The organism is Roseiflexus sp. RS-1 (genome assembly GCF_000016665.1).
Classification (GTDB): Bacteria; Chloroflexota; Chloroflexia; order Chloroflexales; family Roseiflexaceae; genus Roseiflexus.
In genome coordinates this window covers 1,170,214-1,192,573 of the sequence record NC_009523.1, presented here as the reverse complement: position 1 = coordinate 1,192,573, position 22,360 = coordinate 1,170,214, and the positions used below count along the sequence as shown (strand labels likewise).

The 22,360-nt window shown below is 60.9% G+C and carries 20 protein-coding genes and 1 pseudogene; 8 read left to right on the top strand and 13 right to left on the bottom strand.

The genetic code is table 11. The annotated features are described in order from the left end of the window. Positions 1-406: 406 nt before the first annotated feature. The 4 genes from ROSERS_RS05005 to ROSERS_RS04990 all read right to left on the bottom strand — a co-directional run bounded on the left by ROSERS_RS05005 (position 407) and on the right by ROSERS_RS04990 (position 4,147). Complete coding sequence (locus tag ROSERS_RS05005; protein ID WP_011955730.1) at positions 407-1,666, bottom strand: hypothetical protein; 1,260 nt, start codon at positions 1,664-1,666, stop codon at positions 407-409. 98 nt (positions 1,667-1,764) lie between these two features. Then, positions 1,765-2,136, bottom strand: coding sequence for a hydrogenase maturation nickel metallochaperone HypA (gene hypA / locus ROSERS_RS05000; RefSeq protein WP_011955729.1), 372 nt, complete (start codon positions 2,134-2,136; stop codon positions 1,765-1,767). Positions 2,137-2,350: 214 nt separating this feature from the next. Next, positions 2,351-3,187, bottom strand: coding sequence for an MBL fold metallo-hydrolase (locus ROSERS_RS04995; protein WP_011955728.1), 837 nt, complete (start codon positions 3,185-3,187; stop codon positions 2,351-2,353). Between the two features lie 12 nt (positions 3,188-3,199). After that, positions 3,200-4,147, bottom strand: a complete 948-nt coding sequence (locus tag ROSERS_RS04990; protein ID WP_011955727.1) for a ribose-phosphate diphosphokinase — start codon at positions 4,145-4,147, stop codon at positions 3,200-3,202. Positions 4,148-4,405: 258 nt separating this feature from the next. Here ROSERS_RS04990 and ROSERS_RS04985 point away from each other — a divergent pair, with 258 nt between their 5' ends. From ROSERS_RS04985 to ROSERS_RS04975, 3 genes are all read left to right on the top strand, one after another. Next, the gene (locus ROSERS_RS04985) at positions 4,406-5,755 is read left to right on the top strand and encodes an NAD(P)/FAD-dependent oxidoreductase (protein WP_011955726.1); all 1,350 of its coding nucleotides are present in this window, start codon (positions 4,406-4,408) and stop codon (positions 5,753-5,755) included. Between the two features lie 136 nt (positions 5,756-5,891). Beyond that, positions 5,892-6,497, top strand: a complete 606-nt coding sequence (locus ROSERS_RS04980; protein ID WP_157040974.1) for a hypothetical protein — start codon at positions 5,892-5,894, stop codon at positions 6,495-6,497. 4 nt (positions 6,498-6,501) lie between these two features. After that, positions 6,502-7,263, top strand: a complete 762-nt coding sequence (locus ROSERS_RS04975; RefSeq protein WP_011955724.1) for a class I SAM-dependent methyltransferase — start codon at positions 6,502-6,504, stop codon at positions 7,261-7,263. Between the two features lie 51 nt (positions 7,264-7,314). Here the strand turns inward: ROSERS_RS04975 and ROSERS_RS04970 are convergent. Further along, positions 7,315-7,971: pseudogene (locus ROSERS_RS04970) on the bottom strand (HD-GYP domain-containing protein); the annotation flags it as partial. A 9-nt stretch (positions 7,972-7,980) separates the two neighbouring features. On the opposite strand from ROSERS_RS04970, the gene ROSERS_RS04965 reads away from it, so the two are divergent. Continuing rightward, positions 7,981-8,757: an ATP-binding protein gene (locus tag ROSERS_RS04965; protein ID WP_011955722.1), complete on the top strand. Its 777-nt coding sequence runs from the start codon at positions 7,981-7,983 to the stop codon at positions 8,755-8,757. A 144-nt stretch (positions 8,758-8,901) separates the two neighbouring features. Here ROSERS_RS04965 and ROSERS_RS04960 read toward each other — a convergent pair whose 3' ends face one another. The 5 genes from ROSERS_RS04960 to ROSERS_RS04940 all read right to left on the bottom strand — a co-directional run bounded on the left by ROSERS_RS04960 (position 8,902) and on the right by ROSERS_RS04940 (position 13,086). Beyond that, positions 8,902-9,234: a ferredoxin family protein gene (locus ROSERS_RS04960; protein ID WP_011955721.1), complete on the bottom strand. Its 333-nt coding sequence runs from the start codon at positions 9,232-9,234 to the stop codon at positions 8,902-8,904. Between the two features lie 2 nt (positions 9,235-9,236). Next, positions 9,237-10,550 carry an FAD-dependent oxidoreductase gene (locus ROSERS_RS04955; protein ID WP_011955720.1) on the bottom strand — a complete coding sequence of 438 codons (1,314 nt, stop codon included), beginning with the start codon at positions 10,548-10,550 and terminating at the stop codon, positions 9,237-9,239. Then, positions 10,531-11,559 carry an electron transfer flavoprotein subunit alpha/FixB family protein gene (locus ROSERS_RS04950; protein WP_011955719.1) on the bottom strand — a complete coding sequence of 343 codons (1,029 nt, stop codon included), beginning with the start codon at positions 11,557-11,559 and terminating at the stop codon, positions 10,531-10,533. The genes ROSERS_RS04955 and ROSERS_RS04950 overlap by 20 nt, the downstream gene beginning before the upstream one ends. Next, positions 11,556-12,401, bottom strand: coding sequence for an electron transfer flavoprotein subunit beta/FixA family protein (locus ROSERS_RS04945; protein ID WP_011955718.1), 846 nt, complete (start codon positions 12,399-12,401; stop codon positions 11,556-11,558). The genes ROSERS_RS04950 and ROSERS_RS04945 overlap by 4 nt, the downstream gene beginning before the upstream one ends. Positions 12,402-12,765: 364 nt before the next feature. After that, positions 12,766-13,086 (bottom strand): DUF4342 domain-containing protein, encoded by a 321-nt coding sequence (locus ROSERS_RS04940; RefSeq protein ID WP_011955717.1) that lies wholly within the window; start codon positions 13,084-13,086, stop codon positions 12,766-12,768. Between the two features lie 132 nt (positions 13,087-13,218). Here ROSERS_RS04940 and ROSERS_RS04935 point away from each other — a divergent pair, with 132 nt between their 5' ends. From ROSERS_RS04935 to ROSERS_RS04920, 4 genes are all read left to right on the top strand, one after another. After that, a complete protein-coding gene (locus ROSERS_RS04935; protein ID WP_011955716.1) occupies positions 13,219-14,940 on the top strand; it encodes a thiamine pyrophosphate-binding protein in 1,722 nt (573 codons plus the stop codon). A 164-nt stretch (positions 14,941-15,104) separates the two neighbouring features. Next, positions 15,105-16,223: a class I SAM-dependent methyltransferase gene (locus ROSERS_RS04930; protein WP_011955715.1), complete on the top strand. Its 1,119-nt coding sequence runs from the start codon at positions 15,105-15,107 to the stop codon at positions 16,221-16,223. Further along, entirely contained in the window at positions 16,180-17,256 is a 1,077-nt protein-coding gene (locus ROSERS_RS04925) for a GHMP family kinase ATP-binding protein (protein ID WP_232282768.1), read from the top strand. The genes ROSERS_RS04930 and ROSERS_RS04925 overlap by 44 nt, the downstream gene beginning before the upstream one ends. 100 nt (positions 17,257-17,356) lie before the next feature. Further along, a complete protein-coding gene (locus tag ROSERS_RS04920) occupies positions 17,357-18,052 on the top strand; it encodes a CPBP family intramembrane glutamic endopeptidase (RefSeq protein WP_011955713.1) in 696 nt (231 codons plus the stop codon). Positions 18,053-18,114: 62 nt separating this feature from the next. On the opposite strand, the gene ROSERS_RS04915 is transcribed toward ROSERS_RS04920, so the two are convergent. The 3 genes from ROSERS_RS04915 to rpsO all read right to left on the bottom strand — a co-directional run bounded on the left by ROSERS_RS04915 (position 18,115) and on the right by rpsO (position 22,256). Beyond that, positions 18,115-19,329 carry an anion transporter gene (locus ROSERS_RS04915; RefSeq protein ID WP_011955712.1) on the bottom strand — a complete coding sequence of 405 codons (1,215 nt, stop codon included), beginning with the start codon at positions 19,327-19,329 and terminating at the stop codon, positions 18,115-18,117. Positions 19,330-19,445: 116 nt separating this feature from the next. After that, complete coding sequence (gene pnp, locus ROSERS_RS04910; protein ID WP_011955711.1) at positions 19,446-21,689, bottom strand: polyribonucleotide nucleotidyltransferase; 2,244 nt, start codon at positions 21,687-21,689, stop codon at positions 19,446-19,448. A gap of 297 nt (positions 21,690-21,986) precedes the next feature. After that, entirely contained in the window at positions 21,987-22,256 is a 270-nt protein-coding gene (gene rpsO, locus ROSERS_RS04905; protein ID WP_011955710.1) for a 30S ribosomal protein S15, read from the bottom strand. Positions 22,257-22,360 lie beyond the last annotated feature (104 nt).

Here is a 22,360-nt window from a genome sequence, read left to right as displayed (position 1 = left end):
GGTTCGTGTTGCGCGCTGAAGGCAAAATGGCAGACCTGTCCGGAGCGCAGTGACGGGGGTGCAAGGACGGCGCAAGAACAAAGGGCAGACAAACCTATGGGTCTGCGGTCGCTGTCGTCTTTGGTTTATAGCAGTTCTCACAAAGATTGGTCTTGTTGGCAGGGTTGTCCCCGCCATCGAAAGCAGACGCCGTGTGCACCATCCCTCCGCGTGCTCCGCGTCTCTGTGTGCATCAGACCGGCTCACGCGGAGGCGCGGAGGCGCGGAGCAAGCGGAAACGGGCGCCTCGCACGACACGGCAGACCCGACCAGGGGTCAATGTATCTGAGAACTGCTATAGTTCCTGGTTCCTGGTTCCTGGTTCTTGGTTCTCAGTTCCTGGTTCCTGGTTCCTGGTTCTCGGTTCTCAGTTCCTGGTTCTCAGTTCTCGGTTCTCAGTTCTCAGTTCCTGGTTCTCAGTTCTCGACACACGGCAATCGATCTCGATCAGCGCCTCTTCGAGGAGCGCCGCTGCGCCATAGTCGCGGTGGGACAGGAAAATGCTGCGCGCGCGGATCAGGCGATCACGGGCGCAGTCGAAGCGTCCAAGGTAGAAGAGGGCAGTTCCCTGATTCGCCAGCACACGCCCATACCCGATCGGGTCGTGATCCTGATCGCGGTGTGCCAGCACCTCATCGTACAGTCGAACCGCCTCGATTAAGTGTTCGGTCGGCGACGCAGCCGAGGAAATCCGCAACGCATTGGCAAGGGTGACCTGTGCATTGAGCCATTGATCGTAGTGTGTTTCGCAGGTGTACACCCTGAGCGACTCACGCAACGACTGGATCGCCCGCTCACGGATTGCCTGGTCGCCGTTGCCGGATGGAGCGAGCGCAAGGAGTGTCAGCGCCAGCCGATAGTGCGCCAGCGCATAGAGATCGGGCGTGCGTTCGATTGAGCAGCAGCGTAGCGCCTCCTGAAACCACTCGTTCGCTTCAAGCAGCAACGCGCGCTGGCTATGAGCCTGATCCTGACATAACATTCCCAACCGCAGCGCGAGATACGCGCGCAGATCGAAGAGTTCGCTTCCAGCAGTCAATGTCGCCGCATCACGCAAGGCGCGGAGTGCAGCCAGCGACTGGTTGGCATTGAGATACACTGTTGCCAGATGATCGAGCAGTTGTGCCGCAAACAATGGCGACACCTGGCGCACCTCCTCGATTGCCCGTTGCAATGCGGCGATAGCGGCATCGTACTGCTGGCGCGCAAGCGCGCAGGCGGCGTGCGCCGGGAGAATGCACGCCGCTACTTCACCGCGCAGCGTCTCCACAGCTGGCGGCGAGTCGGTCAGCCCGCCCATATATGCGACGAGATCGAGCAATGCTGCCAGGTCGCCGTTCAACTGCCGACGCAGGTGCGGGTATGCCTCCGGGTCGCTGCGCAGCACAAATCGATTGTAGTGCGCTTCCGGCGTCGGATCGCTCGCCAGCGCGCGCCATGCCCCCTGTCGGTCGTTTGCCAGCGCCAGTGCGTAAAAGCGGAGCGACGCCGGCATCTGTTTGGGCAGGCGTCCCGCCAGCAACGAAGCGCACATCTCCTCCGCGCCGTCAACCGGTGGAAGCACAAGATACCCGGTCGGCGGAGGAAAGATGCCAAGCGGTTGTGGACGAAGCGATAGATGCGCCATAGCGCCTCCTTTGGGGGTTCTTAACCCGCACCGGTCGAGCAATCAGATCTATCGCTCCAGGCACCATTGTCTTTCGCGATCCGCGAGCGCCAGAAGAGTCACGACGCTGTGGCTTCCGGCGTGTCGTCCTCGTACTCCAGGGCTGCCAGTTCGATCTCCTGACCTGTCACGATCCGTCGGCACGCTGCACCGCACTGTGGGCAGCGGAAATATCGCACATCCGGGAGCGCTACAACCGTATCGCACGTTTCGCAGTACACCTGCAACGGAACCTCTTCGATCTCGAGTCGCGCACCTTCCAGTCGTGTGCCGGCGCTGGCGACATCGAAGCCGAAGAGAAGGGCATCCCGAACTACCCCCGAAAGAGTCCCCAGACGCAGGTGAACAACCGTCACCCGTGCGACGCCTGCCTTCGCAGCCGCCTCTTCCGCGATTTCTACCAGGCTGTGGGCGATTGACAGTTCGTGCATAGATCATAGCAGCCGATTGCAATGCACGCGCATCCTGGCGATTGCACGCCCGTCAACGCCGACGTCGGCAGCCTGTATGGGTCGGTACGAAAACACGCGCTGTACAAATAATACGGAGATGTGACTGAGACTTATTATAGTCAGCCACTCACGTTCAGGCAGGTTAACAAACCGCAACCAGGGAAGAGTAAATGACAACCAAATCGGGAGAGGTTCAGTCGAATAGCGCCAGTTGTTCGCCGTGCATATCGCTCGACCAGTGCATCGGGGTGCGGCGTGGCAGGGCAGTGACGCTCACGCACCGCACCCCGGCGAGCGCAAGAACGCCGCGCACCACCTGCTCGGCGATCTGCGGCGAATTGGCTTCCTGCGAGAGATGCGCCAGCCATGCGCTCCGACGTCGTCCATCCGTCCCCAGGCGGGCGAGCAACCTTCCAGCAGCGACGTTGTCCAGATGACCGGTAGGACTATAGATGCGTTGCTTGACCACCCCGGCGTAGGGTGCGCGCCACAGGCGCTCCTGATCGTGGTTCGCTTCAATCACCACCAGATCGGCAGGCGTCAACCCGTTCACAACCACGTCATCCCATCGCCCCAGGTCGGTTGCAATACCGACGCACCATCCGTCAACGCTCATCGTGTACCCCACCGGCTCGGCAGCATCGTGCGAGACAGGAAAGCTGCCCACGTGAATATCGGCGATCATGGTCGCGGTGCCGGTTGCCAGTTCCCGCACCGTGGCGCCCGTCAGATCATGCTCCATTGCCGCCAGCGTCGCCTGATTGGCGATCAGCGGAACGCCGTAGCGCCGCGCCAGCGGACCCGCCGACATCGTGTGATCGCCATGTTCATGCGTGATCAGGATGGCGCTCAACTGATCGGGGGAAAGACCGCTCCGCATCAGCGCCCGCTCGATGGTGCGCAACGGAACGCCGCAATCGACCAGGATCGCCGCATTGCGGGACCGCACCAGCAATGCATTGCCGCTGCTCCCGGAAGCCAGCGAGGTGACTGCGAGCGTTGCACGAGAAATGTCTTGAGTGCCGGGCATGGTCGATGATGACTATCGCGGAAACAGCACGCTGATACTTTCGCGGTAATGGATCCGGCGTATCGCTTCACCGAACAGCGGCGCTACCGACACCACTTCGATCTGCGGCGTCAGGGTGATCGGTTGCGTCTCGACCGTGTCGGTGATGAACAACCGCCGGATCGGGCTGTCAGCCAGTCGCTCCATTGATCCACGAGCAAAAACGCCATGCGTCACAGCGGCGTACACTTCTTTTGCCCCGCGTACCAGCAGTTGTTCGGCGACCTCGACCAGTGTGCCCGCCGAAATGGTGAAATCATCGACGATCAGCGCCGTTTTGCCCTGTACATCGCCGATAATTTCGACGATATGCGCGTGCTCATCGTGCGCAACGCGCTCTTTGTCGCCAACCGCCATCGAGACGCCGAGATAGCGTGCGTACTTGCGCGCTTTCTTGGCAAAGCCGCTATCCGGTGCGACAACGATCAGGTTCTCCAGATTCATCTGCCTGACGCGATCACAGAGCACCGGCAGGGCGTACAGATCGTCCACCGGTATTTTGAAAAAACCCTGAATCTGCGGCGCATGCAGGTCCATCACCACAATCCGGTCGGCGCCTGCGGCTTCGATGGCGTCGGCGCAGACCCGCGCGCGGATCGAAACGCGCGGTTCGTCTTTTTTGTCTCCTTTGGCATAACTGAAGAAGGGAACCACTGCCGTCACTGATGCAGCGCTGGCGCGTTTGAACGCATCGATCCAGAAGAGCAGTTCCATGAAATTGTCGTTGGCGGGGTACGCGGTCGATTGCACAATGTACACGTGCCGCCCACGTACATTTTCCAGAATACGCACGAACAGATTTCCCTCCGAAAATCGCAACACTTCACATTGCCCCGGCGTCACTCCCAGGTATGCGCAAATGTTTTTCGTCAACTTCGGACTCCCTGAGCCGGGGAAGATGAGCATATCATCGGCGCTCATAGGTTTTGCTCTCCACTAACTTCTGGTAGATGCGCCGGCAAATGCTGCGTGCATGCTGTCGGATCAACTACTCTGCGACGTTGACGGCAAACGCGCTGCATGCACTCCGCCAGTCATCCGCGTTCCATCACAGGTATGAGTATACCACGCGCTCTTTGACAATAGCGCGCCCGAAAGCGCCTTGACCATTTCGCTGTTCGGCAGCATCATGAACAGACATGCGATTGCCCATTGAATGGTGAATGTGCTGGAGGCGCTGTGAGCAGTTACGATGTCGTGATCTGTGGTGCGGGCATTGCTGGCGTTGCCGCTGCCGATGCGTTGACGGCACGCGGCGCGTCAGTGCTGCTCGTCGATGAGCGCCCGCCACTCTCGCTCACCAGCGACAAGTCGAGCGAGTGCTATCGCAACTGGTGGCCCGGTCCCGATAACGCGATGGTCGCGCTGATGAACCGTAGCATCGATCTGATCGACGCACTGGCGCACGAAACGCAGAATGCCATTGCGCTCAACCGGCGCGGCTATCTCTATGTCACGACCGATCCGGCGCAGACGGCGCAACTCCAACATGCGGGCGAGACGGCGGCGGCGCTGGGTGCAGGACCGCTGCGCACGCACGTTCGCCCTGACACATATACACCCTCCATTGCACATGGGTTTGATGGTCAGCCTGATGGCGCGGACCTGATCCTTGACCGGGCGACGCTCCGCCGGTTCTTTCCCTGCCTTGCAGATGCCGCCGTTGCTGCGCTGCACGTGCGACGCTGCGGATGGTTGAGCGCACAACAACTTGGCATGATCCTGTTGGAACGGGCATGCAGCCGCAGCGCCCGACTCCTGCGTGCGCGCGTCGAGGCGGTTGAGGTGACAGACGGGCGGGTCTCCGCTGTGTGGATCGACAATCAACGTATTGCCACCGGCGCGTTCGTCAACGCCGCAGGACCATTCCTGCGCCGGGTGGGACGCATGGTTGGCGTCGATCTGCCGGTCTTCTCGGAGCGTCATCTGAAGGTTGCGTTTGAAGATCATCTGGGCATCATTCCGCGCGACGCACCATTGCTCATTTGCGCCGATCCCCAGGCGATTGCCTGGACTGACGACGAACGCGCGATGCTTGCTGACGATCCAGAAGCGCAGTCGCTCCTGGACGTTCTTCCGGCTGGGGCGCACTGTCGTCCAGAAGGAGGGACCGGCAGCACGTGGGTTATTGCGCTGTGGGCATACGATGCCGCGCCGGTCGAAGAAACTTTTCCGTTGCCAGCCGCGCCCTATTTCTTCGATGTGACGCTGCGGGGTCTTACACGCATCATTCCGGCGCTCGAAGCCTACATCCACCGCCCCCCGCGTCCGACCATCGACGGCGGCTATTACACCAAAACGCGCGAAAACCGTCCGCTGATCGGTCCGGCAGGTCCACGCGGTTCATTTGTGATGGGCGCCTTTTCGGGGTATGGTATCATGGCTGCCTGTGGTGCAGCAGACGTACTGGCAGCGTATCTCAGCGGTGAAGCGCTGCCTGCCTGGGCAGCGGCGTTTCACCCCGCACGCTACGACGATCCTGCCTATCGTGCTCTGCTCGATACCTGGAATGATACGGGGCAATTGTAACTATCAGCAAACGAGGATTGACACCAGTTGCAGCATTGTTGATGCCAGGACAGTGCGACGATGAGTCTCTCCTCGATCTCACAGATGCAGGGCAAGCGTGCGCAGCAATGCCCAGGGTGGTGTACAATACAGATATATGGAAGAACAAAGGCGACAACCAGGGATCAATTGGGGATCGATCATCGGCTGGCTGATCTTCTTTGCGGTGATCGCTGGCGGCCCGCTGCTGAATACGCTGCAAAACGCGCTCGGCGGCACGGTCCGCATTCCGGCGGGGCTGTTGCCGTTCATCATTCTGGGGTTGGTCATTCTGGGGGCGCTGATATCGGTCATTCGCGGGATCACCCGCCGAAGCGAAAGCTTCCCTACCGCTGATCGCTCAACATCCCAACCTCAATCGGCGCGTTCACCATTCCCATCGTCCTACCAACCCTCGACCTACGACGATGATCGGAGTCTGCCGCAGTCGGTGCGCTCGCCATTCCCATCGTCCTATCAACCATCGACGTACCGCGACACTCCCTACCAGCCGCAGTCGGTACGCTCGCCATTCCCATCGTCAGCGCCCGATATGGAATGGATCCAGGCACAGGCGCGTCGTATGTCGCTGCCTGATCAATCCATGCTTCCGCCTGCGCCACGGTTCGACCCGGTCATCAGTCCGCTGGGGGTTGCTGTCGGTGTTATCGGGCTGGTTCTTCTGGTCGGGATGGCGCTCTACATCTTCGGCGTTACACCATAGCGTTATGAGCGACTACGACGCCATTGCCCGCTTTTACGACGCCGATCACAGCGGTTTTGCCGATGATCTCCCCTTCTACCGTGAACTGGCGCGCCGCACCGGTGGGCGCGTGATCGATGTGATGTGCGGCAGCGGGCGGTTAGTCGTCCCGCTGGCACAGAGCGGCATCCGTGTGACCGGCATCGACTCATCGGCGGCAATGATTGCGCGGGCGCGCGAGCGCGTTGCCGCTGCCGGCGTTGCTGCGCGGGTCACCCTCCATCACGGCGACGTGCGATCCGACCTTCCTCCCGATCATCACGACCTGGCAATTGTGGCGCTGAACAGTTTCATGCATCTGACCACGATTGACGATCAACTGGCTGCACTCGCCCGTATTCACAAAGCGCTCAATCCCGACGGGCTGCTGGCAATCGACGTGTTCAACCCGCATGCGCGCAATCTCGCCGGTTGCGACGGCGAACTGACGCTGGATCGCACGTTTCGCCTGGAAGATGGCGTCCGCGTCTGTAAATTCGTTGCGCAGCGGGCGGATATGGCACAGCAACTCAACCACGTCACCTTCGTGTACGACGAGATTGACGACGGGGGCGGCGTGCGACGCACCCTGCACACCATGACGCTCCGCTGGTTCTACCGCTACGAACTCGAACACCTGCTGGAACGCGCCGGTTTTACGGTTGAGATCGTGTACGGATCGTATGACCTTGACCCCTTTGTGACCAACAGCGAGGTCATGCTGACCATCGCCCGGCGGATGGGGTGATGGTGGAAAGCCCCCGCCGGAGTGCATGGGCGCAGCGCTGCTGCGTCCCTCTCAGTCTCCCCGGTCGTAGCCAAACATCTCCAGAAACGCCCGTACCACCTGCGGATCGAAGTGCGTTCCCGCCAGCGACCGGAGATAGGCAACGGTCTGCTCCTCTGTCCAGGCAGCACGGTATGGACGATCAGAGCGCAGGGCGTCCCACACATCGACAACGGTAAAGATCCGCGCTGCTATCGGAATCTGCTCACCCCGCAGACCACGCGGATACCCGCTTCCGTCCCAGCGTTCGTGATGGGCATACGGGATATCGAGCGCCGGTTGCAGAAAAGGAATAGCCGAAAGCCAGCGAAATGCATAGGCTGGATGCTGACGCATAATTGCCCACTCATCGACGCTCAACGGTCCTGGTTTCAGCAGTATCGCGTCGGGAACGCCCATCTTCCCGATATCGTGGAGCAAAGCGCCACGCCGGATGTGTTCCATCTGCTCATCGGGCAACCCCATCCAGCGCGCCAGCCGCAGCGTCAGTTCCGTTACACGCTCACTATGCCCTTCCGTTTCACGATCACGCAGATCGAGCGCGCGTGACCAACCCTCGATGGTTGCATCATAGGACTGCTTCAATTCTGCATGGGTGCGTCGTAACTGCTCAAAAAGCACGGATGTTTCGATAGCAATTGCCGCCTGCATCGCCAGCGCCTCGAGAAACGTCCACCAGTGAACGCCGCCAAGTTTACCCCGCCCGAAGGTCAGATCGGCATCGATCTCGAAGGCGACCCGGACAACGAGGTGGTGCGGATCAGCGTATGGGACACCGGCATTGGCATCGCGGCTGAGGATATGCCGCGCCTGTTTCAGCCATTTTCACAGATCGACAATGTGTATCAACGTGATCAGGCGGGGAGCGGCCTGGGGCTGGTCATCGTTGCGCGCCTGGCGGAACTTCATGGCGGCGGCGTCACTCTCGTCAGCGAACCGGGGAAAGGCAGCCGCTTTACTATCACGCTGCCGTGGACTCGTCACCATCAGATGTGGCGCCCGGAGTCGCTCGACGCTGGTGAAACCTCCCGTTCTGAGTTGGACGAAGAACCACTCCCACAGTCATACAGCAATGATCATATCCTGTTGATTGATGACGATGGAAAAGGGAGCGCGGTGATCGGTGATTATCTCCAGCGTTGCGGCTATTGCGTCACGCACGTCGTTTCGGGTGAAGAGGGATTGGCGCTGGCACATCACGAACCGCCGGACATTGTAATCGTCGATCTGCGATTGCGTGGTCTGGATGGATTGGATGTCATCCGGCGACTGCGCGCCGACGTCGCAGCCAGCACCCTGCCGATCATTGCGCTTACCGCGCTGGCGATGCCGGGCGACCGTGAACGCAGTCTGGAAGCGGGCGCCGATGTGTATCTGAGCAAACCGGTGCGTCTGCGACGCCTGGCTGAGGAGATCGCTGCGCTGCTGGGACAAAACCCGACACAGCGGCGGTAGGAGGCGATGCCATTTCGACCGAGGCAAACCGCACGGGTGGGCGCAGGCAGCGCCGCTGCCCACCCGTGCTGGAGGTCATCGCCTGCAGCAGCAGGAAGCGAAGCACGGTTTCAACCCGTTCGACCTCGTTCCACCCGTTACCCCTCACCCATACTTATACGCCACGCCATACCCGCCACGCGGCAGGCGCCAGTCCACATTGCGGAACGGGCAGGCGACCCGGCAACTGCCGCACTCGACACACGCCTGATAACTGACCATTACCCGCCCCTGGCGATCCGTCTCGAAGACATGCGCCGGACAGAACGCCAGGCATGGCTTCGGATCGCACGTGGCGCAGATCGCCTGATCCTTGACACGAATGTGGGCGACTTCTTCGTCCACATAGTATTTCAGGCAGACGATCAGATCGTCAAGATTGACGTGCGGCAGGCTGACTTCGGCGACCGGCGCCGTCTTGTGGTTATTGTTGTTCATCGCTAACCTCGCATTGCACGCATCAATTTCAGCATATCCCACGCGACGCCGGTGAACGAGCGGCGTTCACGAACCATCTTGAGAATGTCGTGTTCCATTTCCCGCTTGGGAATGCCATGAGCCGTAAAATAGCGCAGCGCCGCCTCATTGAGCAGATTGACGTAGGTGCCCATGAACTGCGGCGAACTCTCGAGAAAATCGGTCATGCGCCGGTACTGCTTCATGTCTTTCAACACGAAACTGTCTTCCAGCGTGCGCCGGTACCGGTTCAGGAAAGCCGCCGAGAAATCGCCCTGCTGATGCGCTGCCAGTGCGGTTTCCCCGGCTGCTTTGCCAGCCGTGATCGCCAGGTTCGTCCCTTCGCGGTGCAGCGCATCGACCATCCCGGCGGCGTCCCCTGCCACCATCACGCCGTCACCCGCCAGTTTTGGCATACGGTCGTACCCCATCTCCGGGATCAGGTGCGCTCCATATTCGCGCACCTCTCCCCCTTCCAGGTAGGGACGAACGACCGGGTGATTCTTGAAGCGCTCCAGAACCTGGTAGGGGCGCAAGCGGTGCGTGATGAATTCATCGAGCAGCATGCCAACCCCGATCGAAATGCCGGATTGATCGGTGTAGATAAAACCGGTTCCCGGCAGCCCCAGGGTGACATCGCCAAACACATCGATCGCCACCCCTTCGCGCGGACCGCTCAACCCGAAGCGCGCCTGAAGTTCTTTTGCCGGCAGGTTGACGTATTCCTTGACTGCCAGCGCAACATGCGTCGGCGGCAGATCCGACGCGATCAGTCCCGCCTGTCGGGTCAGCAGATTGTTGACCCCTTCGGCGATGATCACGACCGGTGCGTAGACGCTTCCTTCAGGGCGGTCGGTATCGACGCCGATAACCCGCCCCCGCTCGTCTTTCAACAACCGGGTGACGGTTGTGCGCGTGATGAGCAGCGCACCCGCCTGCACCGCCTGTTCGGCAAACCAGGGATCAAAACGCGCGCGCAGAACAGTATAGGCATCAGCCGGTTCCTTCCGGTAACGTTCGCTCTTGTGCATCACCCGGATCACACTATCTGGCGAGAGCATCCAGTATCCCTGCTCGGTGACCGGGCGCTCGAACGGCGGCTTGCGTTCCCAGTAATCCGGCAGAACATCCGCCAGCGCGTGGGTGTAGAAGACGCCGCCGAAAAGGTTCTTGGCGCCGGCAAATCGCCCGCGTTCGATGATGATCACCTTCAACCCGCCGCGCGCCATTGTCAGCGCCGCCGCAACACCTGCCGGTCCGGCGCCGACGACAATTGCATCAAAGGTGAGCCTGCCCATCTTGCGCCTGTCCTTTCACCTGACGTATCAACGCGGGGATCACCTCGTACAGATCACCGACGATCCCCAGGGTGGCGATCTGGAAGATTGGCGCGTTTGGATCGGTGTTGATCGCCAGAATGACATCGGCGCCGCTCATGCCGACTCGATGCTGGACGGCGCCGGAGATACCCGCCGCGATGTACAGTTTGGGTCGCACCGTCTTGCCCGTCTGCCCGACCTGCCGACCGGCATCCATCCATCCGGCATCGACCACCGGGCGACTGGCGGCAACCATACCGCCAAGCGCGTTCGCCAGTTCTTCCAGCAACGCGAATCCTTCCGGTCCGCCGACGCCGCGCCCGCCAGCGACGAGAACATCGGCATACTCGATGTTGGGTTGTTCTTCGGCGCGGATCAGGCGCAGCCGCTTGACCGGCACGTCCTCTTCGCGCATGTCGAAGGGAACGGTGATCACCTCACCGGTTGCATCCGGCATCGGGTCTGGCATCGGCAACACCCGCGGACGAACCGTTGCCATCTGCGGTCGGTGGCGGCGACAGAGGATTGTCGCCATCAGGTTGCCGCCGAATGTTGGACGGGTGGCCGCCAGAATGTGTTGAGCCGGATCAATCGCCAGTTCGGTGCAATCGGCGGTCAGACCGGTGCCGACACGTGTAGCGATCGAACCGGCAAGATCGCGTCCAAGCGTTGTCGCACCAATAAGGAAGATCTCCGGGCGATACTGCATTACCAGTTGACTCACCGCCACGGCATACGGCAGATTGCGGTAGATCTCCAGCACCGGACTGTCGATCACATAGACACGCGACGCGCCATAGTGAAACGCCTGCGGCGCCAGATCCGCGATCTGATGCCCCGGCAGCACTGCTTCGACCACGCTGCCCGGCAGATCCGCCGATAACCGCTTTGCAGCGCCGAGCAACTCCCACGAAACCGGATGCACCTGACGCTCTTGTTGCTCGACGAACACCCAGATGCGCGGAACGACTGGCTGTTCTGCATTCATGACACGACCCCCGTTTCAGGTTGCAGGTTCCGCACATGCGCCTGTTCAATCACCGCCAGTGCACGCGCCACCACTGCATTCAGACCAAGATCGGCGACTGAGATCACCTCACCGCCAGAGCGCTGCTCCGGGGTAAACGCCTTGCCGACCACCGTCGGTGAACCTTTCAAACCGATCTGCTGCGGATCGAAGACGACCGGCGCTGTCGCACTCCACACCTCGGGCTGATAGCGAGCGGCAGCGATCAGACGCGGGAGCGGCGCGTGTCGCACCGGCGCAATCTCTTTCTCGACGGTGAGCAGAACAGGGAGGCTGGTTTGCAACACTTCGACCCCCTGCTCGATCCGACGATGCACGATTGCGGTACGAGATTCCAGATCGAACTCCTCGATGGCAATCGCATAGGTGATCAACGGAATGTTCAACCGGGTTGCCACGCCAGGACCGACCTGCGCCGTATCGCCATCGATTGCCTGCTTGCCAAACAGGATGATGTCCACCGGCAGTTCAGCATTGATCGTTTCGATGGCGCGCGCCAGCACATACGACGTCGCCAGGGTATCGGCGCCGCCAAACTTCCGATCACTGATCAGGATCGCGCGATCCGCACCCTGCTCGATGCACTCGATCAGCGCCTCGGCAGCCTTCGGCGGACCCATCGTGATCACCGTCACCTGACCGCCGCCAACCCGCTCTTTGAGCTGCACCGCCGCCTCGACCGCGTGAAGATCGTAGGGATTGACAATCGCAGGGACACCCTCGCGGATCAGGGTGCCTGTTTCAGGATCGATCCGCACATTTGAGGTGTCGGGCACCTGTTTGATTGCAACGACTGCATGCATAGCACTGCCACACTCTTTCTCAACGACGCCTGCGCGCCTCACGCCAGAACCACAGGAAGGGCGGAGATGATCGATGTTTCGTACCCATATTAACAATGTTCCGCCGGAAAACAAAGGAGAATTGACAACTCTCCGTTTTAGGGTCACATCCATCTACCAGATTTGATCTCGCACGGCAAAGGGGAATGTCGTGGGTGCAGGTTTTACCGGAAAACACTCCAGGGGACATCCATAGGATGTCCCCTGGGTATAGATACTGCCGGGATACGCGCCCGTCGAACCATCGAAACGCACTACGGGTCTTGCAGCCCACAAGGGGTGCTTAGACGGACGCTCTACCCGACAGGGAGGACGTGCATCCGGCTCAGTGGACGCCTTCAGGAACCGGTGCAACGCCAATCCAGCGGATACCGGTCATATCGAGTTCGGAGTCGCGTGTGGTCTCTTCCGACGCCACCCGCTCGATCTCGATTGTGCAATCGGCAAGCGCAACCGCCAGCGCGCCGATGGCGGACTGGACCGCTGCCGAAAGCATGCCGCCAATCGCCGGAAAGGCTGCGACGGGCTGAAGCCCCTGCTTGACTACGACTCGTTGCACATTGCTCCCGGTGATGCGTCGTCGGAGTTGCTCGACCATAGCGCCTCCATCGACAGTGATGGTTTCGGTTGACGACTGCGCTGTCATGGAATTCCTCCTGCCTCTTGTTGTTGTCGGGTGTTGCCGCTCCACCGCACGTATGACGCGGTGTGACATGCAGTATACTATGGTCGGTTACGGCAGAGTTTGTGCATTCTATGTGCAGTCGCAGGTGACCGTATGCATGGCGGAGATCTGGTGGCTCAGGCGCTCCAGGCGCATGGCGTGCGCTTCGTCTTTACGTTGACCGGCGGGCATATCGCTCCTGTTCTGGTTGGCTGTCACCAACGCGGCATTCGGGTGATCGACACCCGCCACGAGGCGACCGCCGTCTTTGCTGCCGATGCTGTTGCGCGCCTGACCGGCATTCCCGGTGTCGCCGTGGTCACTGCCGGCCCAGGGGTGACGAATACCATCACCGCAATCAAAAATGCGCAGATGGCGCAATCGCCGCTGGTGCTGATCGGTGGCGCCACGGCAACAGCGCTGCGTGGGCGCGGCGCACTCCAGGATATCGACCAGATGACGCTGATGAAGTCGCTCACGAAATGGCGTCGGTCGGTGCGCCGTGTGCGTGATCTCATCCCGACGCTGGAAGAGGCGTTCTTCCGCGCTCGTGACGGCGTTCCCGGACCGGTGTTCGTCGAACTGCCCATCGATCTGCTGTACGATGAGCAGGTGGTGCGCCAGTGGTATGGTCTCAAGCGCATCGGTCGATCCCCGGCGCAATGGGCTACCTGGGTCTCCCGCAGCGTATGGGTTCACCACCTGTTCGCCGGCGCTCAGCAACAAGCGGTGGTAAAGCCGCGCCCTGTGCCACAACGCGAACCAGACCAGCGCGACATACACGCAGCCAGTCTCGCCCTGGCGACGGCAGAGCGTCCGTTGCTTCTGGCAGGAAGCCAGGCTGTCCTTGATCCCGCGTCTGTCGATGCACTGGCGCGCGCTATCACCGCAACCGGCATACCGGTCTATCTTTCAGGCATGGCGCGTGGGTTGCTGGGAGCAAACCATCCGTTGCAGATGCGTCATCGGCGGCGCGAAGCGCTCCGCGAGGCGGATCTGGTCATTCTCGCCGGCGTCCCATGCGACTTCCGCCTCGACTATGGCAATCATATTCCGCGCCACACCAGGATCATCGCCGCCAATCGGAGTCGCACCGATCTGACGCTGAACCGCCGTCCACAGATTGCCGTCCTGGGCGATCCGGCGCATTTCATCCACCGCCTGTCGAACGCGGCATCCAACCACAACCTGGAGAGATGGCAGGAAACATTGCGTCAGCGTGACGCCGGGCGCGAGGCAGAGATTATCCGCCTGTCCAATCAACAAACAGCGTATGTCAATCCGCTCTACCTCTGTCGAATGATCAACGACGCACTGAGCGACAACAGTGTCATTGTCGCCGATGGCGGCGATTTTGTGGCGACGGCGTCGTACATTGTTCGACCGCGCCGTCCGTTGAGCTGGCTCGATCCGGGACCATTCGGCACGCTGGGGGTCGGCGCAGGATTTGCGCTTGGCGCGAAACTCTGCCGCCCTGATGCGGATGTCTGGCTGCTCTACGGTGATGGCTCCGTTGGCTACAGTATCGCTGAGTTCGACACGTTTACCCGTCACAACATCCCGGTGATCGCTGTCGTTGGGAATGATGCCGGGTGGACGCAGATCGCCCGTGAGCAGGTGGAACTGTTGCACGATGATGTTGCAACCAGGCTGGCGCATAGCGACTATGATCAGGTGGCAGCCGGGTTTGGCGCTGTCGGGCGCCGCATCGACGATCCGGAACTGGTGGAGGAGACTCTGCAACAGGCACAGCAATCCGCCGCTCGCGGCAAACCGGTCCTCGTCAATGTATTGATCGGTACAACCGATTTTCGTAAGGGATCCTTGTCTATGTGAAGGTTGAAGGTTGAAGGTTGAAGGTTGAAGGTTGGGGGTTGAAGGTTGAAACGTTGAACGTTGCATGATTCTGGGGCAAGAATCATGCAACCCCTTGCATTTTACGCTGCCGACGTGCTATACTGCTTTTGAAACCGTTTTCTGTCTGGCGAGTGTCAATATTCATGGCGCGCCCGCTTCTTCCGACACGCCCACCCGCTGAGAGCGCCGATCCAGACGATCTGCTCCACCTGGCGCGCACGTCCTTCACCGATGCGCTGACGCGACTGCGCGAGTCCGAGTCGGTGGCGACATTGCGCGACGCGCTCCCCATGCTCTGGCAGCAGATCACCGATCCGTCGAGCAGCCTGCGCACACCGGTCGGCGAAGCGGATGTCACGACCTTCAGCAAACGACGATTGCGCGACGCTCTGGATCAGATCGGATCGGCATTCACCCTCGAACGCGCCCGTTACTATCTCGATCGATTGGCGCGCGCCGCCCAGGAGACGCGCACCGGGCGGATCAACGACATCGACCTCAACCGCTGGAAAGAGTACGACGATATTCTGACCGACAGTTTATGGCTGTTCGACCGACGCGACGCAAGCGGCGCGCACCACGCTGGCTTCTGGGGCAACTTTGTGCCGCAGATTCCCTATCAGTTGATGCGACGCTACACCCGTCGCGGTGACCTGGTGATCGACCCGTTTGCCGGTTCCGGCACCACGCTGATCGAAGGGCGTCGCCTTGGACGCCACACCATCGGCGTTGAACTCAACCCGGCAGTGGTTGAGCAGACGCGCGCCACGCTGATGCACGAACCCGACCGGCACGGCGTTGTGTGCGCCCTCGAAGTCGGCGACAGCACAACCCTCGACTGGACGGCGCTCCTGGAGCAGTACGGGCGTCGTTCTGCGCAACTTGTCATCCTGCATCCGCCCTACCACGATATTATCCGCTTCAGTGATGATCCGCGCGACCTGGCGAATGCGCCATCGGTCGAGACGTTTCTGGCGATGCTCGGCGACGTTGTTGCGCGGGTTGCGCCTGTTCTCGATAGGGGGCGCTATCTGGCGCTGGTGCTCGGCGACAAATACGCCGATGGCGAGTGGATCCCGCTCGGTTTCCTCGGAATGCAGGAAACGCTGCGCCATGGGTTCACCCTCAAAAGCATTGTCGTCAAAAACTTCGAGCAGACCGCTGGCAAGCGCAGTCAGAAAGAACTCTGGCGCTATCGCGCGCTGGTCGGAGGCTTCTATGTCTTCAAACATGAGTACATCTTCCTCTTCCGCAAAGCCTGATCGTATCATCAACGGGATTGCGCCCATCCGTATCTGCGACCTCGGTGGGTGGACCGACACCTGGTTTGCCGGGCATGGGACTATTTTCAACATTGGCGTCTATCCGTATGTCGAAGTACAGGTCGCAGTATTTCCACGCCACATGCGTGAGCATCAGATCACGCTGCATGCCGAGAATTACGGCGAGCGCTACGTTGTTCTGCCGGGCAGCGCCGAACACGTGCGTCACCCGCTGCTCGAAGCCGCAATCAACGAAGTTCCGTTACCCGACAATGTGGCGCTGGAGATCACGATCTTCTCTGATGTGCCTGCCGGCGCGTCGACCGGCACATCAGCCGCCGTCACGGTTGCGCTGGGTGCGCTCGATGCACTGACCCCCGGCAGGATGACCCCGCACGAAATCGCCTACGCCGCGCACCGGGTCGAGACGCAACGATTGGGATTGCAGAGCGGCATCCAGGATCAACTCTGCTCGGCATACGGCGGGATCAATTTCATCGAGATGTTTCACTATCCCTATGCGACTGTTTCGCAAATACGCATTCCTGATACTATCTGGTGGGAACTGGAACGCCGTCTGGCGCTGATCTTCCTCGGTCGCACCCATAGTTCGTCGGCGATGCATGAGCAGGTGATTGCAGCGCTGGAACGCGAGGGTGACGCTTCTCCCCGGCTCGAAGCGCTGCGCCGCCGCGCCATCTGCGCTCGCGATGCGCTCTACGCCGGCGACTTCGTTGCGCTTGGTCGGGCGATGATCGACAACACTGACGCCCAGCGCGCCCTCCATCCTGCGCTCGTCAATGCCGATGCCGATGCAGTGATCGCGCTTGCCCGCGAGCACGGCGTCCTGGGATGGAAAGTCAACGGCGCTGGCGGCGAAGGCGGCTCGCTGACCCTCCTCTGCGGACCTGACGCCAGCGCCAATCGCGCGCTGCTCCGCGACATTCGCCGCCTCAGTCCGCTCTTCCAGCCTATCCCGATCTACCTCAGCCGGATGGGTCTGCGGGTGTGGACGACGGATGGGGAGAGATGAGACTCATTGCACATTGCGCAGATCTGGTGAAACACAACGCTGGTGCGGTGTATAATAGCGGACGTTCCGACTGCCACATGCAAACCGAAAGGATGGCGTTATGGAACGGATGCTGAGCAGCAACGCATCCCTCGCGGCAGAACAGTCATCAGTGCGCATCCGCCTGATGGCGGGTCTCGCGCTGGCCGGATCGGTCTGGCTCGTCGGGCTTGTCGGGCACTTCACCCCGCTGGCAGAATGGCCTGCACTCTTTCTCTATGTGATCGGCTCACTCAGCGTTGCTCTGGCGCTGGGGATACGCGAGAGACTGTGGGATACCATGTGGATCACAAGGCGCGGGTTGAAGCGGGCGCTGGCGTGGGGCGGCGGCATCGGTCTGGCGCTGCTGGTGATCGATAATATCAATACGTACATGTACTACCGCTCAGGTGGTGCGCCGATGGCGCAGATGGAAGAGATCCTGATCGGTATGCGCCTGGTTTTTTTCTTTCCGCTGCTTGTGCTGGCGGAAGAGTTCCTGTGGCGGGGCGTACTCCTTTCGGGTTTGCACGATGCCGGGATCAATCGCCACCTGGCGGTGCTGCTCACCACCGCAGCCTACGCCCTGAACCACTTCGCTGTCGCCCCGGTGGATATGGTCGAGCGTGCGATGATGGCGGCTATGGGACTGCCAATCGGCATCGCTGGCGGTTACCTGGCGCTGAAAACCCGCAATGTGTGGGCTGCGGTCGCGCTCCACGGTTTGACCATGATCTCGATGATCGTCGATATTTTCGTGATACCGCGCCTCGTATAAATCCATAAACGCACCGGTGCAATTTGTTGTGGCAACCAGCCTTCCCCTCACGGGCATACAACTTACACCAGCACAAACGCGACCATCAGCGTCAGGATGGTGATCGGCACACCTGCGCGCAGATACGCTCCGAACGTCAACTGCACCCCCCAGCGCGCCGCGAGTTCGGCGACGATCAGATTGGCAACCGAACCGAGCAGCGTCAGGTTGCCTGCCAGTGTCGAAGCCGCCGCCAGCATCAACCACCCGCGTTCGGGTTGCGCCAGCGCCGGAATGAGACTCTGCAAAACCAGCACGGCTGGAACGTTGCTGATCAGGTTGGACAGCACCGCCGTAACAATGCCGAATACCACAAGCCTCTCACCGATGAGCGGCGCAGCTACCGCAAAGAGTTCACCAGTCACTCCCTGCACCTGAAGGCTGCCGGTCACCACAAAGAGACCCGCAAAAAACACCAGCAGGGGCCAGTCGATTGTTTTCCAGATCCGATCCGGGCGCAGGCGTCGTGTAGCGAGCAGTGCAGCCGCTGCCAGAAATGCAGCCAGCGCCACCGGCGCCCCCAGGATCATCAGCGCCAGCATGATCGGCACAACCACTGCAACCTTCCGCAACAACGGACGATAGACCCGCATACGTCCAACCTCTGGCGTTTCAAAGCGTCCGCGCCGGAACTCCTGCGGATACACAAGCACGATCACCAGCCAGCAGATCGCCAGCCCGATCAGGGCAGTTGGTGCGAGTGCAGCGACAAACGTCGTGTACGACAGACCTGATGCGCTGCCGATGATCATGTTCTGCGGGTTGCCGGTGATCGTCGCCGTCGAACCGACATTCGCGCCTGTCGCCAGACCGATCAGGTAGGGGATCGGGTTGCGTCGCAGAGCGCGGGTGGTATCGAGCACCAGTGGCGTGAGCATCAGCACGATGGTATCGTTCAGAAACAGCGCCGAAAGCGTTCCCGACGCTACAATAATGAGCGCGAGCAAACCGTGCGGCGAGTGCGCCACCCGCACAACCCGCTGTGCCACGATGCCAAAAAAGCCAGCAGTGTAGAGTTGCCCGTTCAGCGTCATCATGCTGAAGAGCAGCAGCAGCGTATCGAGGTCGAGCGCCTGATACGCCTGTTCCAGCGACAATGCCCCGCAGGCGAGCAACGCCGCCGCACCGACAACCGCAATCGTTGCGCGATCAGCGCGGAGCCAGGGCCAGCGCCCGATGGCGATACCAGCAATCGTGGCACTGACAATCGCCACCGTCAACCACGCCATCCAGGTCATTCAGAATCTCCTTCACTGCTACGCGGACCCGGAAATGCACAAAGAAAAGAGCGATGCCATAAGCATCACTCCTTCGACAAAATCAGGGTCAACCGGCGACTATCAGCATCAACCGCCTACCGTCGTCGCGGGCGCTGGCGGTCATCGCCGCGCGGACCCCGGTCGCCGCCCCGGTCGCTGCCGCCGCTCCGTCCGCCACCATCGCGCAGACCGCGCCCCGCGCCAGCCGCGCGCCGATCCTCCGCCGTTTCGCCGGTCAGCAGCGCCCGCCGTGAGAGACTGACCTTGCCGGTGCCGGGTTCGATGCCGATCACCATGACGTTGATCTCATCCCCCATCTTGATAACGTCCTCGACATTCTCAACCCGCCCGACATCGAGTTCGGAGACGTGCACCATGCCATCCTTCCCCGGCGCAAGGTTCACAAATGCACCAAACGGCATGATTCGCACCACTTTGCCAAGGAAAATATCACCGACCTTGATCTCGCGGGTCAGCGCCTCGACCATCGCAACCGCCTGCTGCGCGGCTGCGGCATCGGGCGTCGAAATATAGACCCGTCCATCCTCCTCGATATCGATCTGCGCGCCGGTTGCTTCGGTAATACCTCGAACCGTCTTTCCGCCTGGCCCGATGAGCGCACCGATCTTCTCCGGGTTGATCTGCAACGTAATGATACGTGGCGCGTATGGCGACAGTTCTTTGCGCGGCTCGCTGATCACCGCATTCATCTTGTCGAGGATGTACAGGCGACCCTCGCGCGCCTGAGCGAACGCCTCGCGCATAATCTCGTAGGTAATGCCGGTGGTTTTGATGTCCAGCTGCAAACCGGTGACACCCTTTGCCGTTCCGGCGACCTTGAAATCCATATCGCCCAGATGATCCTCGATCCCCTGAATATCGGTGAGCACGCGCCAGCGCCCATCCTTGCCGGTAATCAAACCCATCGCCACACCGGCCACCGGCGCCTTGATCGGCACGCCTGCATCCATCAGCGCCAGCGACGATCCGCAGACCGACGCCATCGACGAGGAGCCGTTCGACGAGAGAGTTTCCGAAACCAGACGCATCGTGTAGGGAAACTCCTCCTTCGACGGCAGCACCGCAAGCAACGAACGCTCCGCCAGTGCACCGTGACCAATATCGCGGCGGCGCGGCGACCCCAGGCGTCGCACCTCGCCGGTGCTGAACGGCGGGAAGTTGTAGTGATGGATGTAGCGTTTGGTCGTCTCGATCCCCAGATCATCGAGGCGCTGCTCCTCAGCTGGCGAACCGAGCGTCGCCAGCGTCAGCACCTGCGTCTGACCGCGGGTGAACAGCCCCGACCCGTGTACACGCGGGATCAGCCCGACCTCAATCGAAATCGGGCGGATGTCCTTTGGACCACGTCCATCGACGCGCTCGCCACGTTCGAGGATCATGCGCCGCACCTCTTCGTACAGCAGATTCTCGAACGCTGTCGAAACGGCAGCGATGCGCGCTTCGAGTTCCTCCTCCGGCTCATCGGCGGTGAAATGCGCGATCACCTCCTGCTTCAGCGCCTCAGTTTGCGCGTCGCGCACCATCTTGTTCGGGTCGGTGATCGCCTCGTACAGCCGGTTCCCCAACCACTGCTGGATCGCTTCTTCCAGTGACGTATCGACCGGCGGCGGAACGAACTCGCGCTTCGGGCGACCGGCCAGGCGCACCAGTTCATTCTGCAAATCGCAGATCTGCTTGCATACCTGATGCCCCTGAATGATCGCTTCGAGCATCAGGTCTTCCGGGAGTTCCTTCGCCCCCGCTTCGACCATCAGCACCGCATCCTTCGTCCCGGCAACCACCAGATCGAGATCGCTGTTCGGCATATCAGGCATCTCAGGGTTGATCTGCACCTTCCCATCGATGTACCCGACCTGCACCGCACCGACCGGTCCCAGGAACGGAATATCGGAGATTGCCAGCGCCGCCGAAGCGCCGATGATCGCCAGCGGCGCCGGATCGTTCACCATATCAATCGAAAAGGTCGTGACGATGATCTGCACCTCATTGCGGTAGCCTTCCGGGAAGAGCGGGCGCAGCGGACGATCGGTGAGCCGCGCGGTCAGGATCGCACTATCGGTCGGCTTCCCTTCGCGCTTGAAGAAACTGCCGGGAATTTTGCCGGCAGCATACATCTTCTCTTCGTAATCGACGGTCAACGGAAAGAAATCGGCGTCGGCGCGCGGCTCCTTCGAGGCGACCGCCGTCGCCAGCAACATCGTATCGCCATAGCGCACGACAACAGCGCCATTCGCCTGCTCAGCGAAGCGCCCCGCCTCCAGGGTGAGCGTGCGCCCTGCGAGTTCCATACTGACTGAATGAATCTGACGTTCTGACATAATTCTTCCTTGCCTACGGACTGTCCCCAGTCCAACGCGGGGCGTCAGGCACTGGAGTCTGCCCTCGAACGGGTTCGACCGCAGACTCCAATCCCCGACAGCCCCGCACCATACCTCCAACAAACACAAGCCTGGGGCACGCACCCCAGGCTCGCAGACTTCCCCTGTTCACCATTCCAACCAGGCGCGCAACAATGCCCATCGTGGTGAAGGTATCCGGCAAGGATACAATGCACCCCTGCCTTTCCCAATCCACACGCATCATGAACGAGCGGCGCCCGCACCATCAGCCCCATGCTAGCGACGCAATCCCAGAGTATCAATCAACTTGCGATATGCCTCTTTGTCCCGGCTTGCGAGATACGCCAGCAATCGGCGACGACGACCGACCAGTTTCAGCAATCCGCGCCGCGAATGATGGTCGTGCGGATGCACTTTCAGATGCTCGATCAGCCCGTTGATGCGTTCTGTCAGCAGCGCCACCTGCACCTGCGGCGAGCCGGTGTCGGTGCTGTGCATCTGATAGTCGGCGATGATCGCCGTCTTCTCGTCTTTTTCCAGCGCCACGAAGCAACTCCTTGCAGCATGAATCGCGAACAGGCCGGCGTAGCCTGTCGTTCCCAGGTTCCAGGTCGAACATAAGTATACCACAAGATACGCCATTGCGCATG

Excerpts from the sequence above, each read along its gene's own strand:
- ROSERS_RS04935 (WP_011955716.1), top strand. The coding sequence starts at position 13,219 with ATGCATGGCGGAGATCTGGTGGCTCAGGCGCTCCAGGCGCATGGCGTG.
- hypA (WP_011955729.1), bottom strand. The coding sequence starts at position 2,136 with ATGCACGAACTGTCAATCGCCCACAGCCTGGTAGAAATCGCGGAAGAG.
- ROSERS_RS04920 (WP_011955713.1), top strand. The coding sequence starts at position 17,357 with ATGGAACGGATGCTGAGCAGCAACGCATCCCTCGCGGCAGAACAGTCA.
- ROSERS_RS04975 (WP_011955724.1), top strand. The coding sequence starts at position 6,502 with ATGAGCGACTACGACGCCATTGCCCGCTTTTACGACGCCGATCACAGC.
- ROSERS_RS05005 (WP_011955730.1), bottom strand. The coding sequence starts at position 1,666 with ATGGCGCATCTATCGCTTCGTCCACAACCGCTTGGCATCTTTCCTCCG.
- ROSERS_RS04915 (WP_011955712.1), bottom strand. The coding sequence starts at position 19,329 with ATGACCTGGATGGCGTGGTTGACGGTGGCGATTGTCAGTGCCACGATT.
- ROSERS_RS04930 (WP_011955715.1), top strand. The coding sequence starts at position 15,105 with ATGGCGCGCCCGCTTCTTCCGACACGCCCACCCGCTGAGAGCGCCGAT.
- pnp (WP_011955711.1), bottom strand. The coding sequence starts at position 21,689 with ATGTCAGAACGTCAGATTCATTCAGTCAGTATGGAACTCGCAGGGCGC.
- ROSERS_RS04995 (WP_011955728.1), bottom strand. The coding sequence starts at position 3,187 with ATGCCCGGCACTCAAGACATTTCTCGTGCAACGCTCGCAGTCACCTCG.
- ROSERS_RS04945 (WP_011955718.1), bottom strand. The coding sequence starts at position 12,401 with ATGCATGCAGTCGTTGCAATCAAACAGGTGCCCGACACCTCAAATGTG.
- ROSERS_RS04925 (WP_232282768.1), top strand. The coding sequence starts at position 16,180 with ATGTCTTCAAACATGAGTACATCTTCCTCTTCCGCAAAGCCTGATCGT.
- ROSERS_RS04980 (WP_157040974.1), top strand. The coding sequence starts at position 5,892 with ATGGAAGAACAAAGGCGACAACCAGGGATCAATTGGGGATCGATCATC.
- ROSERS_RS04990 (WP_011955727.1), bottom strand. The coding sequence starts at position 4,147 with ATGAGCGCCGATGATATGCTCATCTTCCCCGGCTCAGGGAGTCCGAAG.
- ROSERS_RS04960 (WP_011955721.1), bottom strand. The coding sequence starts at position 9,234 with ATGAACAACAATAACCACAAGACGGCGCCGGTCGCCGAAGTCAGCCTG.
- ROSERS_RS04955 (WP_011955720.1), bottom strand. The coding sequence starts at position 10,550 with ATGGGCAGGCTCACCTTTGATGCAATTGTCGTCGGCGCCGGACCGGCA.
- ROSERS_RS04950 (WP_011955719.1), bottom strand. The coding sequence starts at position 11,559 with ATGAATGCAGAACAGCCAGTCGTTCCGCGCATCTGGGTGTTCGTCGAG.
- ROSERS_RS04940 (WP_011955717.1), bottom strand. The coding sequence starts at position 13,086 with ATGACAGCGCAGTCGTCAACCGAAACCATCACTGTCGATGGAGGCGCT.